Genomic DNA, 14,561 nt, shown 5'->3' with positions numbered 1-14,561 from the left:
GGAGGAGTGAGGGCACGCCGGTCCGCTCACGCCTCGCGGTGTGCCTGGCGGGGGAGGTCGAGTGCGGGGTCGGTGGAGGTGTCGCAATACTCGCGGACCGCGCTGGTGCGGGAGACGACGCGGCCGTGGTGGATGACGATGCGGCTGTAGGCGAGCGCGAGGACGCCCTCGACTGTGTCGCCGCGGACGGCGAGCAGTTCGGCCGGGAAGCCGGCCTCCACGCGGACCTCGGGAAGGCCGAGGACGGCGCGGGCCTGAGTGCTGATCAGATCGTAGGAGCGCAGGGGGTCGCACTCGCCGTACGAGGCGAGCAAGAAGGCGGCCTCCAGGGGGTCGCCGCGCCCCACCGGGTTGGCGAAGTCGGCGAGCGCGCCGCTGCCCGCCGCGACGGGGACCCCCGCGCGGCGCAGCAGGCGTACGGGTGTGTGCAGGCCCGCGGCGCCTCGGCGGACCGACTCCAGGCCGCCGCAGCCGCCCTGCGGCAGGGTGACGACGGAGATCCCTGCCGCCGCGAGCCGTTCGGCTGCGCACATTGCCGCGTCCGGCGGCAATGCACCGAGCCCGTGGCAAGGGCCGAGGGTGACGCCGGGGCGCAGGCCGCCGGCCATGGCGGCGAGCCGGGCCAGCCGGGCCGGTTCGCCGGCGGCGGTGTGCAGGTCGACCGGCACGCCGAATTCCGCGGCGAGGGCGATGACGGCCTCGGCGTGACCGCTGGGGTCGGGATCGAGGTCGGGGCAGCCGCCGACCGCGGAGGCGCCCATCTTCAGCGCGTCCCGCAGCACATCGAGCCCGTCGGCGCCGGCGGCCCCGGTCAACAGCCGCGGTACGGCGACGGCGTGGACGTCGATCAGGCCGCGCAGCGCCCGCCTGGCCTGGAGCACCGCTTCGAGGGAGCGCAGCCCGTGGACGCCGCCGACCCGTACGTGGCTGCGTACGGCCGTCGCACCGTGCCCGAGCTGGAGCAGGGCCGCCTCGGTGGCGCGGCGCTGGACGTCGGCGACGTCGCCCGCCGGGGGCCCGTCCGAGGCCGCGGTCAGGGCGAGGTCGAGGTGGGCGTGCGGCTCGGCGGGCGCCGGCAGCAGCAGATAACCGCGCAGGTCGATGCGGGTCCCGGCACCCTGATCGCGGCCGGCGGCCCCCGGCGCCGCGAGGCTGCCCGCGGTGCCGACGGCCTCGATCCGCGGCCCGCTCAGCCGGACGTCGACGGTCCGCCCGTCGGTGAGTCGGGCGCCGCACAGCAGCAGGGTGGCGGTCTCGGCGGCGGTGCCGCGCGGCGGGCTGTCGGTCATCGCGCTCCTCCGGTGCTGGGGTGCCTCCCGCCCGGGGACGGGAGCGGGCCGGTGCGGAGGCAGTGGAGGCTGGGCTTGAAGGCGGGGAGACAGTGGCTGAGGGCTGAAGCGTGGGACACGGGACTCCGCGGCCCCCTGTGATCGCCGGAATCACGGGATGATCACGCATGGTCGAGCCTAGGGGTCGGCCACGCGCGCGTCCGGTAAGCGGCGGTAGGACACCCGGGACGAGTGCATTAGTCGTACTGATGCGCCGGACGGTGCGGGTGTCCGCTGAGCCCGATGTGCCCTGCCGGATACGGATTTCACGTATCGCAGCGGACCGTGTAATGTCTTCCTCGCTCGCCCCAATAGCTCAGTCGGTAGAGCGTCTCCATGGTAAGGAGAAGGTCTACGGTTCGATTCCGTATTGGGGCTCTGATGGATCGGGTCCCCGCCGTACCGGCGGGGGTCGGTTCGTCGAAGCGGCGTAGCTCAGTCGGTAGAGCAAGCGGCTCATAATCGCTGTGTCACCGGTTCAAGTCCGGTCGCCGCTACTCTGCGTAGCCGATTGCGGGATCGGTCCCTCGATCGGCTACTCTTTCTGTGTTCATCTACCCGTTCGTCAAGGAGCACTCACGTGGCCGCCACCGACGTCCGCCCGAAGATCACGCTGGCCTGCGTGGAGTGCAAGGAGCGGAATTACATCACCAAGAAGAACCGGCGTAACGACCCGGACCGTCTTGAGATGAAGAAGCACTGCCCGCGTTGCAACGCGCACACCGCGCACCGCGAGACGCGCTGACGCCCCTTCGCAACAACAGCAGCAGTACCAAGGCCGTAACCGCGAGGCCGTCCCCGTCGCACACTGGGGGCGGTCTCGCGGTGCTTTGCGGGCCCGGTGACCCCCACCGTCACCGGCTGCCGCCACCCACCCCCGCACTCCCTCATCTGCCGACCTGCCGCACATCCGAGGTGCCGATGGCTCTGGACCAGTCCTTCGTCGGGCGGAGCTATCCGCCCACTCCCGCCTACGAGGTGGGCAGGGAGAAGATCCGCGAGTTCGCCGAGGCGATCGGCGACCCGAATCCGGCGTACACGGACCCGGAGGCCGCGAAGGCGTTCGGTCACCCGGATGTGATCGCGCCGCCGACTTTCGCCTTCGCGATCACGTACAAGGCGGCGGGCCTGGTCATCTCCGACCCGGAACTGGGGCTCGACTACAGCCGGGTGGTGCACGGCGACCAGAAGTTCGCCTACACCCGCCCGGTACGGGCCGGGGACCGGCTCACCGTCACGTCCACGATCGAGACGGTCAAGTCCCTCGCGGGCAACGACATCCTCGACGTCCGCGGCGAGGTCCACGACGAGTCGGGCGAGCACGTGGTGACCGCCTGGACCAAGCTGGTCGCCCGCGCGGCCGAGCCGGCACAGGACGGAGAGGTCCGATGACGGCCACCGTGGCATATGACGAGGTCGAGGTCGGCACGGAGCTGCCCGCCCGGAGCTTCCCCGTCAGCAGGGCGACGCTGGTGCAGTACGCGGGCGCGTCCGGCGACTTCAACCCGATCCACTGGAACGAGAAGTTCGCCCGCTCGGTCGGGCTGCCCGATGTGATCGCGCACGGCATGTTCACCATGGCGTCCGCGGCCCGCGTGGTCACGGACTGGGTCGGCGACCCGGGTGCGGTCGTCGACTACGGCGTGCGCTTCACCAAGCCGGTCGTCGTGCCGAACGACGACGAGGGCGCGCTGATCGAGGTCACCGCGAAGGTCGCCGTCAAGCTGGACGACAACCTGGTCCGGGTCGACCTGGTGGCGATGTCCGCAGGTCAGAAGGTGCTCGGCATGTCCCGTGCGGTGGTCAGGCTCGCCTGAGCAACGGAACGAAGGTAAGGACCGCCCACCCCTGGTGGGCGGTCCTTACCGCGCTCTCCGCTCGCTGCGGTTGACAAGGTAGTGATTGGCCACTAACTTTTTACCCATGGTCAGGATGAGCGCAGAAGAGCGACGCGAGAGCGTCATCCGCGCGGCGATGAGTGAGTTCGCGCACAGCGGTTACAACGGCACGTCCACCGAGGCGATCGCCCGCCGGGTGGGCGTCTCGCAGCCGTACCTCTTCCGGCTCTTCCCGAACAAGCAGGCCATCTTCCTCGCCGCGTCCCGGCGCTGCATCGACGGCACCCGCGAGCTGTTCGCCGAGGCGGCCGCCGATGTGCCGCAGGACGAGAAGCTCAAGGCGATGGGCGCCGCCTACCAGCGGATGATCCACGAGGACCCGGAGCGGCTGCTGATGCAGATGCAGACGTACGTCGCGGTGGCCTCGGCCGAGGCGGCCGGGGACCACGCCTTCGGCGAGGCGGTGCGGGCGTCCTGGCAGGACCTGTGGGACTCGGTCCAGCTCGCCCTCGGTGCGGACGTCGACGAGACCACGACCTTCCTGGCCTACGGGATGCTCGTGAACACGCTGGTGTCGCTGGGTTTCCCCGCAGGCCACCGGATCTGGGAGGGCTTCTACGAAACCGTCAGGCCGAAGTGACCGAGTGCCGGCCCTTTGCGGTGGCCGGCCATTTTTTTCGCCCGCAGAAGTTAGTCATCAATAACTAACCAGAGTTGACGGAAGCAACCCGCCAGGGGAGCGACCCGTATGGGGAGTAAGGAGAGCACGGCAATGGACCAGCACACCGACACTCGTAGGCCTGCCACGGCGGCCTGGGCGCTTGTGATCACCAGCGTCGCCGGATTCATGGCGGCCCTGGACAACCTCGTCGTCACCACCGCACTGCCCTCCATCCGCAAGGACCTGGGCGGCGCGCTGTCCGACCTCGAATGGACAGTGAACGCCTACACGCTCACCTTCGCCGTACTCCTGATGTTCGGCGCGTCCCTCGGCGACCGCTTCGGCCGCCGCAAGCTCTTCATCACCGGCCTGTCGATCTTCACCGGGGCGTCCGCCGCCGCGGCCCTGGCCCCCGGCATCAACGAACTCATCGCCTTCCGGGCCGTCCAAGGCGTCGGCGCGGCCATCATGATGCCGCTCACCCTCACCCTGCTCAGCGCGGCCGTCCCCGCCGAACGCCGCGGTGCCGCCTTCGGCATCTGGGGCGCCGTCAACGGACTCGCCGTCGCCTCGGGACCGCTCATCGGCGGCAGCCTCACCGAACACATCTCCTGGCAGTGGATCTTCTGGCTGAACGTCCCGATCGGCCTGCTCCTGATCCCGCTCGCCCGGCTCCGCCTCGCCGAGTCCACCGCGCCCGGTGCGCGCATCGACGGCCGCGGCACCGTACTGATCAGCCTCGGCCTCTTCGGGATCGTCTTCGCGCTGGTCAACGCCACCTCCCACGGCTGGACCAGCGCCCGTGTCCTCGCCGGACTGATCGGCGGCGCCGTGCTCGTCCTGGCCTTCGTCCGGCACGGCATGACCGCCCGCAACCCGATCCTGCCCATGCGGCTCTTCCGCGGACGGCACTTCACCGCCATCAACGTCTCCAGCGCACTGATGTTCGCCGGGATGTTCGGGTCGATCTTCCTGCTCAGCCAGTTCCTGCAGACCGTGCTCGGCTACACCCCGACCCAGGCCGGCCTGCGCATGCTGCCCTGGACCGGAATGCCGATGCTCGTCGCGCCCGTCGCCGGCTTCCTCTCCGACCGCATCGGCGGCCGGCCCGTCGTCGCCGCCGGGCTCGCGCTCCAGGCCATCGGCCTCGGGTGGTTCGCGCTGATCCTCTCGCCCGACGTGTCCTACGTCGCCCAGCTGCCCGCGCTCATCCTCTCGGGGGCCGGGATGGCGCTCTTCATCGCACCGGCGACCAGCCTGGTCATGTCCAGCGTCTCGCCCGGTGAGCAGGGCATCGCCTCCGGGGCCAACAACGCGCTGCGCGAGGTGGGGGGAGCGCTCGGGATCGCCGTGCTCGGCTCGATCTTCGCGGCCCAGGGCGGCTACGGGTCCGGTGCACAGTACGTGGCCGGTCTCACCCCGGCGCTGTGGGTCGGGGCGGGGGTTCTGGCGGCCGCGCTCGTCGCTGCGCTCCTGCTCCCGAGGAGCTCCGCCGGGCGGCCGGGTGCCGCGGCCAAGGCGGACGCGGCGTCCCTCCAGCCGGTGGCCTGACCTTCCCCGTCCGGGGCGGGTGGCCGGGGTGCTTCCCCCGCCCACCCGCCCCTTTCCCTTGCCCGGCGGCGCGGGACGGATCTCGCGCCGCCGGGGTCGCCGCGGGCCGTACGAGCGGCTGACCGAACCGGAGCTAGATGACGGGGAGTTCACCGCCGTCGACTGTCAGGCTTACGCCGGTGACCCACTGGGCCCGGTCCGACGCGAGGTAGGCGACGGCCTCGGCGATGTCGCGCGGGTCTCCGGGACGACCCAGGGGGATGCCCGCTGTGGTGGCGGCAAGCGGGACGTCCATCGCGTCGGCGAAATTCTGGCGGATCGCGTCGGCGCCCGGGGTGAGCACATTGCCGGGGATGATCGTGGTGACGCGGATTCCGGCAGGCGCGAGCTCGGAGGCGAGCGCTTTGCTGTAGGCGTTGAGGGCGGCCTTGGCGGCACCGTAGTGAGCCAGCGGCGGCGGCGGCGTGAGGGCCGCTCCCGACGAGATGTTGACGATCACGCCGCCCGGCCCGGCCTCGCGCAGCGCCGGCAGCAGCGCGTTGTTGACCCTCACGGCGGACAGGTAGTTGAGGTCGAGCGCGTCGAGCCACTCCTCGTCGGGGATGGACGAGACGCCCCCGATGTGGGCGCGCGCCGCCGCCGCGTTGTTGACCACGATGTCGACGCCGCCGAGCTCGTCGAGCGCTGCCGCGGTGAATGCCTGCACGCCCGCGAGGGTGCCGATGTCGCCCCGGATGAAGGTGGCGGCCTTCGGCGTCTCGTCGGAGGCGTTACGCGCCGTGGTGACGACCTTCGCGCCGCCGTCGAGCAACCGCTGCACGATGGCCGCGCCGATCCCGCGGCTGCCTCCCGTGACGATCGCGCGCTTTCCTGCGAACTCGGTGGTGTCGGGTGAGATGCTAGTTCTGAACATACGGTCCACTATACAGGGTTCTGGAACGGAACGTCCAGAAGATTTGGACCGATGGTTCAGAACGGCATACCCTGGAGCCATGGGGCGACCACGGAAATTCAGCGAGCAAGACGTCCTGACCACCGCGCGCCGGCAGTTCACTGAAACCGGCTACCACGGCACCTCGGTCGACGATCTCTCCCGCGCGACAGGGCTCAGCAAGGGAAGCCTCTACGGCGCGTTCGGCGACAAGAAGGCGCTGTTCCAGCGAATATTCGAGGATTACTGCGCGGACTCCGACGAGGTTGCCGCGGCCATGCTCGAAGGCCCGGAGGACCAGGCCCTCGACCGCCTCCGCGGATGGCTCACGGCGCCGGACGGCCACACCGGTCAGCCTGGCTGCCTGCTGGCCAAGGCGACGGCCGAACTGGCGTCGGAGGACGACGCCGTCGCGAGCAGGTCGCTCGCCGCGTACGAGATGCTGCTCGACAGCTGCCGCCGGCTTGTCGAGCAGGCGCAGCGCGCCGGGCACCTGGACCCGGCCGCCGACGCCGAGGCGCTCGGCGGACTGATCCTCACCACGCATCGAGGGCTGGAAGCGCTCGCCAAGGCGGGGGTCGACGTGAAGACCAGGAACCGAATCGCCGAAGCCGCGATCGACAGCATCGCACTGCCGGTTTCCTGACCCTGGGGCCGGCAGACCGGCGCGCGCCACCCGCGGACGGCGTACCCCACCGAAGCCACCGGAGCGAACGGCCCCACGGGAGTCGCCGGAGCGGAGGGGCTGACGGACACCGGAGTCACCGGGCCCACGGGAGCCACCGGAGCGAACGGGCCCGCCGAAGCACCGGAGCGAACGGGCCCACCGAAGCCACCGGAGCGAACTGCCCCACGGGAGTCGCCGGAGCGGAGGGGTCGACGGAGTCGCCGGAGCGGAGGGGCCGACGAGGCCACCGGAGCGGGCGGGCGCGCCGAGGAAGACGGAGGGGGCCGGGGGTGGAGGGGGAGGGGGGCGAAATTGTTCGTATATTTGTGGCGCTCGGAAGTGGGTGCCGTTGACGCAGGAGGGTGCCGCGCCGTAAATATGCTAATTTCGCCCCCCTCCGCCGGAACCCCCGGCCCCCGGCCCAAATAAGCTGACCCCGTGCACCCTCTCGCCGCGTACACCACCCTCCGCCTCGGCGGCCCCGCCACCCGCCTGCTCACGGCCCGCACGGACGCCGACCTCGTCGCCGCCGTCCGCGACGCCGACTCCCGCGGCGAGCCCGTCCTCCTCATCGGCGGCGGCAGCAACCTCCTCATCGCCGACGAGGGCTTCGACGGCACCGCCGTCCGCATCGCCACCCAGGGCGCCACCCTCCGCGGCACGACCCTCGAACTCGCCGCCGGCGAGCCCTGGAGCGACGCCGTGGCCGCGACCGTACGCGCGGGCCTGGCGGGCGTCGAGTGCCTGGCCGGCATCCCCGGCTCGGCCGGCGCGACCCCGATCCAGAACGTCGGCGCCTACGGCCAGGAAGTCTCCAGCACCATCACCGACGTCCTCGCCTACGACCGCAGGACCGCCGAGACGGTCACCCTCCCCGCCGCCGAGTGCGCCTTCTCCTACCGCAGCAGCCGCTTCAAGGAGGACCCGGCCCGCTACGTCGTGCTGCGCGTGCGCTTCGCGCTGGAGGACGCCGGCGGCCTGTCCGCGCCGCTCAAATACGCGGAGACCGCCCGTACGCTCGGCGTCGAGCCCGGCGAGCGGGTGCCGCTGGACAAGGCCAGCGCGACGGTGCTCGGGCTGCGCGCGAGCAAGGGCATGGTGCTGGACGAGGCCGACCACGACACCTGGTCGGCCGGCTCCTTCTTCACCAACCCGGTGCTGACCGCCGCCGAATTCGCCGCGTTCCTGGACCGCGTCCACGACCGCCTGGGGGCGGACGCGGCACCGCCGGCCTACCCGGCGGAGGGTGAGCGCACGAAGACGTCCGCGGCCTGGCTGATCGACAAGGCGGGCTTCACGAAGGGCTACGGCACGGGCCCGGCCCGCATCTCCGGCAAGCACACGCTCGCGCTGACCAACCGCGGCGCCGCCACCACCGACGACCTGCTCACCCTGGCCCGCGAGGTACGCGACGGCGTCCACGCGGCCTTCGGCGTGACGCTGGTGAACGAACCGGTGATGGTCGGCGTGCGGCTCTGACCCCGAGCCCGTGCCCACCCTCGACACGCTGATCAGCTCGGCGCCCGACCGGCTCCGCCGCACCGGGCAGGTGCCGGGCGAGGGCGACCGCCAGGTCGCGGGGGTGTGGCCGGCCGACCCGGCGGACGCCCCGGCCCGCGAGCGCGGCTGGCGCGACGTGCTGGCCGTACTGGCGCCGGGCCAGGAGCCCGACCTGCGGGCACTCGCGCAGGGCGGGGCGGCGGCACTGGCCGTCGGCGAACCGGCGCCGCCCGGGATGCTGGCCGCCGCCGCCCGGCACCGGCTGCCGGTGCTGCTGGCGGACCCGGGGACCTGCACGGTGCCGCGGCTGGCGCAGCTGCTCGCCGACCAGGAAGCGGCGGCGGGCCGCCGCGCCCAGGAGCTGCTGGAGTGCGCCAAGCAGCTCTCGACGGCACCCGGCACCGCGGCCGGCGTCTTGCGCTGGCTGGCGCGGATGACCGACGGCCAGGCCGTCCTGCTCGCCCCGCACCGCCCGCCGCCGCCTCTCACCGGCGGCCTGACGCTGCCCGCCGACCGGGTCGCCGCGCTGACCGACGGCACGACGCAGGCCGCGACGGCGGACGTGGGGGCGTGGAACGTACGGCTGTACGCCCTCGGCCCGGCGGCGCCCCACGATGTGCTGGCGGTGGCGCGGGCACGGTCGGCCGGCTGGCCGCAGCCGGCCACGGAGGCGGTGACGATGGCCGAGCTGCTGCTGTCGTCGTGGCTGCGGCTGCGGGCCGCGGTGGAAGGCGAGCGGGCGCCGATACGCTCCTCGGTCCTGCAGATGCTGATGTCGGGCCAGGTGCTGGCCGCCAGGCGGGCGGCGCACCCGCTGGGGATGAGCCCGGCGGTGCTCGACGCGGACGGCGTACGCGTCTACGTGGTGGGCGGCCGGGCCGCGCACAGGGACACGCTGGTGTCGGCGTGCCACTACCATCTGGGCGACGCGGGGCTCGTCGTCGGCTGCCCGGTGGACGAGGACCAGGTGATCATCGTCGCGACCCCCGACGCGCCCACGGAGGCGCTGCTGCGCGACCTGGTGACCCGCCGGGAGGGCTTCCGGCTCGGGGCGAGCCGCCCGGCGCCGCTGGACGGCGTCGCAGACGCGCACGGCGAGGCGACACGGGCGCTGGCGGCGGCCGGCACCCATGCGGACCGCTTCGCGGTCTTCACGCCCGACATCGACCTCGTACGCGTCCTGCCGCCCGCGGCAGCGGCCCGGTGGGCGGCGGCGCTGCTGGCCCCGCTGGACACCTGGCCGCCCGCCCGGCGGGCGGAGTGGCTGGACGGGATGCGGATGTGGCTGGCGTACGGCCCGATAGGCGCGGCACGCCTGGCCGGTTTCCACCGCAATACGGTGCGGCAGCGGGCGGAGACGGTGGGGCAGCTGCTCGGCCTGGACCTCGCCCGGCTCGCCGACCGGATACGGCTCGACCTGGCGCTGCGGATCGTGCGGCTGGACCTGGGCGGGGCGGCGCAGGGACCGGCGCCCGATCTCGACGAGCTGCTGGCGGGCGCCGGGCCGCGGCGCTGGGCCGAGGAGTATCTCGGCCGGTTGGACGGGGACTTGCTGCCGACGGTGGTGACGTGGATCGAATCCGGCCAGCACACGCCGAGCGCGGCGGCGCGTCTGGGGGTGCACCCCAAGACGGTGGCGGCCCGGGTACGCAGGGCCGAGGCGCAGGTGCGCCAGCCCCTGGTCTCCCACCCCGAGCCGCAGGGCGCGACCGCGGAGTCCGCGAACGGGGTGTGCGGGGTGCACGACCTCGCCCTGGCGGCACACATCACCCGGGCGCTCACCTTGGACACCGGATGTGCATAGGGAGCGCCCCCTGTGCACCGGGGCAGGTGCGCGAGGGGCGGTCCGCGTGATTCCTTGTTTGCCGGGGGTCTCGCCCGGATCGGCGGGGGGCGGGCGAGACCCGGGGGGCACCCGGAGCGCCCGCGAGCGCGGGGAGCGCGTCAGTGCGCCCAGGTGTCGATGCCGGCCAGCATCCGGTCGCGGACGTCCTCCGGGGCGCGGGAGGCGCGGACCGACTGGCGGGCCAGTTCCGCCAGTTCCTGGTCGGTGAAGCCGTGGACGTCCCGGGCGATTTCGTACTGGGCGGCCAGGCGGGAGCCGAAGAGGAGGGGGTCGTCGGCGCCGAGGGCCATCGGGACGCCGGCGTCGTAGAGGAAACGCAGCGGGACGTCCTCGGGCTTGTCGTAGACGCCCAGGGCGACGTTGGACGCCGGGCAGACCTCGCAGGTGACGCCGGACTCGGCGAGGCGGCGGACCAGCCGCGGGTCCTCGGCGGCGCGCACGCCGTGGCCGACGCGCTGCGCGCCGAGGTCGTCAAGGCAGTCGCGGACGCTGGCGGGCCCGGAGAGTTCGCCGCCGTGCGGGGCGGCGAGCAGCCCGCCCTCCCGGGCGATGGCGAAGGCGCGGTCGAAGTCGCGTGCCAGGCCCCGGCGTTCGTCGTTGGACAGGCCGAAGCCGACGACGCCCTGGTCGGCGTAGCGGACCGCGAGCCTGGCCAGCGTGCGGGCGTCCAGCGGGTGCTTCATGCGGTTCGCGGCGACCACGACGGCCATGCCGACGCCGGTGTCGCGGGAGGCGGTGTGGACCGCGTCGAGGATGATCTCCATGGTGGGGATGAGCCCGCCGAGCCGGGGGGCGTACGAGGTCGGGTCGACCTGGATCTCCAGCCAGCCGGAGCCGTCGGCGGCGTCCTCCTGCGCGGCCTCGCGCACGAGCCGGTGTATGTCCTCCGGGGTGCGCAGGCAGGAGCGGGCGGAGTCGTAGAGCCGCTGGAAGCGGAACCAGCCGCGCTCGTCGGTGGCCCGCAGCTTCGGCGGCTCGCCCGAGGTGAGCGCCTCGGGCAGGTGCACACCGTGCTTGTCGGCCAGCTCCAGGAGGGTGGCCGGGCGCATGGAGCCGGTGAAGTGCAGGTGGAGGTGTGCCTTGGGGAGGTGCCGGATGTCCCGGCCGCCCGCGCGCGGGTCCGACCTCGTACGTACGTCGCTTGCCATTCCAAGATCCTGCTATAGGTCAGCCCCCGCTCGGAACCAGTTTCTCCGAACGGGGGCTTGCCCGTACAGGCGGACGACCACGGGCGGACGACCGCGGGGCCGGCGACCGCGGAACCGGAACGGTCGCGGGGCCGACCGCCAGGTCAGTGCGTGGCCTCGCCCAGCAGCTTCTGCAGCCGCGAGACGCCCTCGACGAGGTCCTCGTCGCCGAGCGCGTAGCTGAGCCGGAGGTAGCCGGGGGTGCCGAAGGCCTCGCCGGGGACGACCGCGACCTCGGCCTCGTCCAGGATGAGGGCGGCCAGGTCCACGGAGGTGGCCGGGCGCTTGCCGCGGATCTCCTTGCCGAGCAGGGCCTTCACCGACGGGTAGACGTAGAAGGCGCCCTCGGGGGTGGGGCAGACGACGCCGTCGATCTCGTTGAGCATCCGCACGATGGTCTGGCGGCGGCGGTCGAAGGCGGTGCGCATCTCGGCGACCGCGTCGAGGTTGCCGGTGACGGCGGCCAGGGCCGCGACCTGGGCCACGTTGTTCACGTTCGAGGTGGCGTGCGACTGGAGGTTGGTCGCGGCCTTGACGACGTCCTTGGGGCCGACGATCCACCCGACCCGCCAGCCGGTCATGGCGTACGTCTTGGCCACACCGTTGACGACGATGCACTTGTCGCGCAGTTCGGGGACGAGCGCGGGCATCGAGGTGAAGGTGGCGTCGCCGTAGACGAGGTGCTCGTAGATCTCGTCGGTGAGGACCCACAGCCCGTGCTCGACGGCCCAGCGGCCGATCGCCTCGGTGTCCTCGCGGCTGTAGACGGCGCCGGTGGGGTTGGACGGCGAGACGAAGAGCAGCACCTTCGTCCGCTCGGTGCGGGCCGCCTCCAACTGCTCCAGCGTGACCCGGTAGCCGGTGGTCTCGTCGGCCACGACCTCGACGGGGACGCCGCCCGCGAGCCGGATCGACTCAGGGTAGGTGGTCCAGTACGGAGCGGGCACGATGACCTCGTCGCCCGGGTCGAGCACGGCGGCGAAGGCCTCGTAGATGGCCTGCTTGCCGCCGTTGGTGACCAGCACCTGCGAGGCGTCGACCTCGTACCCCGAGTCGCGGAGCGTCTTGGCGGCGATGGCCGCCTTCAGCTCCGGCAGCCCGCCGGCCGGGGTGTAGCGGTGGTACTTCGGGTTGCGGCAGGCGTCGGCGGCGGCGTCGACGATGTAGCCGGGTGTCGGGAAGTCCGGCTCGCCGGCGCCGAAGCCGATCACCGGGCGCCCGGCGGCCTTGAGGGCCTTGGCCTTGGCGTCCACGGCGAGGGTGGCGGACTCGGAGATCGAGCCGATGCGGACCGACACCCGCCGGTCGCTTGCGGGGGGTACGGAGGGAGTGGCTGCGCTCATGACTGCATGCTCCCAGAGACCGGGGCCGCCCGGCACCGGGGTTCGGCAGCGCACAGGAGTTTGCCCGCCGGGCCGGGGTTTGACCCCGATTCCTGGTGATCCGCAGCTGATCTTCCGCGGGTCGGAAGGGACTCCGGTGCAAGGCGTTCGACGGGGAGCGTCAGAACACGTACACTCAACCGTCGATGGCCCTCCCGGCGATGTCGCCTGCGGTACGTTGGGAGTGTCTGTCGAAGGGTCGTAGCTCAATTGGTAGAGCACTGGTCTCCAAAACCAGCGGTTGGGGGTTCAAGTCCCTCCGGCCCTGCTCACACGTCCGACCTGGACGTGGGCAGGCAGATAAGCACTCGCCGTACCGCGCGACGGGCGCGGCACGGCCACGACCCGGAGTCAGGTGAGGACGAGTGACTGAGATCACGGACTCCATCGAGGTCCCTGAGCCTGACGCGACTCAGGACGACAAGGACTCCGACCGGAAGCCCCGCCGCGGTGGCAAGCGCGGCAAGAAGGGCCCGCTCGGTCGCCTCGCGCTTTTCTACCGCCAGATCATTGCGGAGCTCCGCAAGGTCGTCTGGCCCACCCGCAACGACCTCACCACGTACACCACTGTGGTGATTGTCTTCGTTGTGGTCGTCATCGGGTTCGTGGCCGTGGTTGACTGGGGCTTCGGGAAGCTTATTTCCGCCGTTTTCGGCTGAGCCGTCCTCCGGCTGGGTCCCCGGGCCGCTGGTCCCTGGGTCCCGCCAGTCCGCGCGGAGGGTGCAGGCCGCTGGCCGCCCCGCCCGCAGTGCCACCTTTGAAGTCAGGAAGAAGCAGTCACCGTGTCTGACCCGAACGTGTACGACGCCGACGAGTCCGTCGAGAGCGCCGAAACCGCGCTCGACATCGTCGAGGCCGCCGACGGCGACGTCGACCAGCCGGCTGCCGCCGACCTGGCCGAGGAAGAATCCGCCGAGCAGGCCGCCGTCCACGAGTCGGAAGAGGACGAGTCCGAAGAGGCTGCGGGCGAGTCCGAAGAGGGCGAGTCCGAAGAGGGCGAGTCCGAAGAAGAGGACGAGGAAGAGGCCGCGGCCCCCCTCACCCCGGTGGACGCGGTGGCGGCCTTCCGCGAGGAGCTTCGTACGCTCCCCGGCGAGTGGTATGTGATCCACACCTACGCGGGCTACGAGAACCGGGTGAAGTCCAACCTGGAGCAGCGTGCCGTCTCGCTGAATGTCGAGGAGTACGTCTACCAGGCCGAGGTCCCGCAGGAGGAAGTCGTTCAGATCAAGAACGGCGACCGCAAGACCATCCGGCAGAACAAGCTCCCCGGCTACGTCCTGGTCCGCATGGACCTGACGAACGAGTCCTGGGGCGTCGTCCGCAACACCCCCGGCGTGACCGGCTTCGTGGGCAATGCCTACGACCCGTATCCGCTGACCCTGGACGAGATCGTGAAGATGCTCGCCCCCGAGGTCGAGGCGGCCGCCGAGGCCGCGGCCATCGCCGAGGGCACCGCCCAGCCCCGCAAGGTCGAGGTCCAGGTCCTGGACTTCGAGGTCGGCGACTCGGTCACCGTCACCGACGGCCCCTTCGCCACCCTCCAGGCCACGATCAACGAGATCAACCCCGACTCGAAGAAGGTCAAGGGCCTGGTCGAGATCTTCGGCCGCGAGACCCCGGTCGAGCTCAGCTTCGACCAGATCCAGAAGAACTGACGCTTTCGACTC

Annotated in this window: 14 protein-coding genes and 3 tRNA genes; 13 read left to right on the top strand and 4 right to left on the bottom strand. The window is 72.0% G+C overall.

Annotated features, from left to right (window positions below):
* Positions 1 to 26 precede the first annotated feature (26 nt).
* Positions 27 to 1,289, bottom strand: coding sequence for a hydrolase (locus OG900_16370; protein ID WUH91527.1), 1,263 nt, complete (start codon positions 1,287 to 1,289; stop codon positions 27 to 29).
* Positions 1,290 to 1,633: 344 nt separating this feature from the next.
* Between OG900_16370 and OG900_16365 the strand changes: the two genes are divergently transcribed.
* The 7 genes from OG900_16365 (at position 1,634) to OG900_16335 (ending at position 5,378) form a co-directional block, all read left to right on the top strand.
* A tRNA-Thr gene (locus OG900_16365) sits at positions 1,634 to 1,706 on the top strand.
* Between the two features lie 46 nt (positions 1,707 to 1,752).
* A tRNA-Met gene (locus OG900_16360) sits at positions 1,753 to 1,825 on the top strand.
* An 83-nt stretch (positions 1,826 to 1,908) separates the two neighbouring features.
* Entirely contained in the window at positions 1,909 to 2,073 is a 165-nt protein-coding gene (gene rpmG, locus OG900_16355; GenBank protein WUH91526.1) for a 50S ribosomal protein L33, read from the top strand.
* A gap of 176 nt (positions 2,074 to 2,249) precedes the next feature.
* Positions 2,250 to 2,720, top strand: coding sequence for a MaoC family dehydratase N-terminal domain-containing protein (locus OG900_16350; GenBank protein ID WUH91525.1), 471 nt, complete (start codon positions 2,250 to 2,252; stop codon positions 2,718 to 2,720).
* Entirely contained in the window at positions 2,717 to 3,145 is a 429-nt protein-coding gene (locus OG900_16345; GenBank protein WUH91524.1) for a MaoC family dehydratase, read from the top strand. Before OG900_16350 ends, OG900_16345 begins: the two co-directional genes overlap by 4 nt.
* 106 nt (positions 3,146 to 3,251) lie before the next feature.
* Positions 3,252 to 3,806: a TetR/AcrR family transcriptional regulator gene (locus tag OG900_16340; protein WUH91523.1), complete on the top strand. Its 555-nt coding sequence runs from the start codon at positions 3,252 to 3,254 to the stop codon at positions 3,804 to 3,806.
* A gap of 132 nt (positions 3,807 to 3,938) precedes the next feature.
* Entirely contained in the window at positions 3,939 to 5,378 is a 1,440-nt protein-coding gene (locus OG900_16335; GenBank protein ID WUH91522.1) for a DHA2 family efflux MFS transporter permease subunit, read from the top strand.
* A gap of 133 nt (positions 5,379 to 5,511) precedes the next feature.
* Here the strand turns inward: OG900_16335 and OG900_16330 are convergent, their stop codons facing one another.
* A complete protein-coding gene (locus OG900_16330; GenBank protein WUH91521.1) occupies positions 5,512 to 6,291 on the bottom strand; it encodes an SDR family oxidoreductase in 780 nt (259 codons plus the stop codon).
* A gap of 79 nt (positions 6,292 to 6,370) precedes the next feature.
* Between OG900_16330 and OG900_16325 the strand changes: the two genes are divergently transcribed.
* The 3 genes from OG900_16325 (at position 6,371) to OG900_16315 (ending at position 10,280) form a co-directional block, all read left to right on the top strand.
* Entirely contained in the window at positions 6,371 to 6,955 is a 585-nt protein-coding gene (locus OG900_16325) for a TetR/AcrR family transcriptional regulator (GenBank protein WUH91520.1), read from the top strand.
* Between the two features lie 459 nt (positions 6,956 to 7,414).
* Positions 7,415 to 8,455 carry a UDP-N-acetylmuramate dehydrogenase gene (locus OG900_16320; GenBank protein ID WUH91519.1) on the top strand — a complete coding sequence of 347 codons (1,041 nt, stop codon included), beginning with the start codon at positions 7,415 to 7,417 and terminating at the stop codon, positions 8,453 to 8,455.
* Between the two features lie 10 nt (positions 8,456 to 8,465).
* Positions 8,466 to 10,280: a helix-turn-helix domain-containing protein gene (locus OG900_16315; protein WUH91518.1), complete on the top strand. Its 1,815-nt coding sequence runs from the start codon at positions 8,466 to 8,468 to the stop codon at positions 10,278 to 10,280.
* Between the two features lie 140 nt (positions 10,281 to 10,420).
* On the opposite strand, the gene OG900_16310 is transcribed toward OG900_16315, so the two are convergent.
* Both OG900_16310 and OG900_16305 read right to left on the bottom strand, forming a co-directional pair.
* On the bottom strand, positions 10,421 to 11,470 hold the full coding sequence (locus tag OG900_16310) for an adenosine deaminase (GenBank protein WUH91517.1): 1,050 nt from the start codon (positions 11,468 to 11,470) through the stop codon (positions 10,421 to 10,423).
* 143 nt (positions 11,471 to 11,613) lie between these two features.
* A complete protein-coding gene (locus OG900_16305) occupies positions 11,614 to 12,852 on the bottom strand; it encodes a pyridoxal phosphate-dependent aminotransferase (protein WUH91516.1) in 1,239 nt (412 codons plus the stop codon).
* A 234-nt stretch (positions 12,853 to 13,086) separates the two neighbouring features.
* Between OG900_16305 and OG900_16300 the strand changes: the two genes are divergently transcribed.
* The 3 genes from OG900_16300 (at position 13,087) to nusG (ending at position 14,549) form a co-directional block, all read left to right on the top strand.
* A tRNA-Trp gene (locus tag OG900_16300) sits at positions 13,087 to 13,159 on the top strand.
* A 106-nt stretch (positions 13,160 to 13,265) separates the two neighbouring features.
* Positions 13,266 to 13,550 carry a preprotein translocase subunit SecE gene (gene secE / locus OG900_16295; protein WUH95789.1) on the top strand — a complete coding sequence of 95 codons (285 nt, stop codon included), beginning with the start codon at positions 13,266 to 13,268 and terminating at the stop codon, positions 13,548 to 13,550.
* 123 nt (positions 13,551 to 13,673) lie between these two features.
* A complete protein-coding gene (gene nusG, locus OG900_16290; protein WUH91515.1) occupies positions 13,674 to 14,549 on the top strand; it encodes a transcription termination/antitermination protein NusG in 876 nt (291 codons plus the stop codon).
* Positions 14,550 to 14,561 lie beyond the last annotated feature (12 nt).

The organism is Streptomyces sp. NBC_00433, from assembly GCA_036015235.1.
GTDB lineage: Bacteria > Actinomycetota > Actinomycetes > Streptomycetales > Streptomycetaceae > Actinacidiphila.
The sequence above is the reverse complement of the archived record's forward strand: the minus strand, read 5'-3'. Positions and strand labels throughout refer to the sequence as shown.

Bases quoted from the DNA above. Each gene is read 5' to 3' on its own strand.
- OG900_16305 (WUH91516.1), bottom strand. From the start codon at position 12,852: ATGAGCGCAGCCACTCCCTCCGTACCCCCCGCAAGCGACCGGCGGGTG.
- OG900_16330 (WUH91521.1), bottom strand. From the start codon at position 6,291: ATGTTCAGAACTAGCATCTCACCCGACACCACCGAGTTCGCAGGAAAG.
- OG900_16335 (WUH91522.1), top strand. From the start codon at position 3,939: ATGGACCAGCACACCGACACTCGTAGGCCTGCCACGGCGGCCTGGGCG.
- OG900_16310 (WUH91517.1), bottom strand. From the start codon at position 11,470: ATGGCAAGCGACGTACGTACGAGGTCGGACCCGCGCGCGGGCGGCCGG.
- OG900_16345 (WUH91524.1), top strand. From the start codon at position 2,717: ATGACGGCCACCGTGGCATATGACGAGGTCGAGGTCGGCACGGAGCTG.
- OG900_16350 (WUH91525.1), top strand. From the start codon at position 2,250: ATGGCTCTGGACCAGTCCTTCGTCGGGCGGAGCTATCCGCCCACTCCC.
- OG900_16325 (WUH91520.1), top strand. From the start codon at position 6,371: ATGGGGCGACCACGGAAATTCAGCGAGCAAGACGTCCTGACCACCGCG.
- OG900_16340 (WUH91523.1), top strand. From the start codon at position 3,252: ATGGTCAGGATGAGCGCAGAAGAGCGACGCGAGAGCGTCATCCGCGCG.
- OG900_16370 (WUH91527.1), bottom strand. From the start codon at position 1,289: ATGACCGACAGCCCGCCGCGCGGCACCGCCGCCGAGACCGCCACCCTG.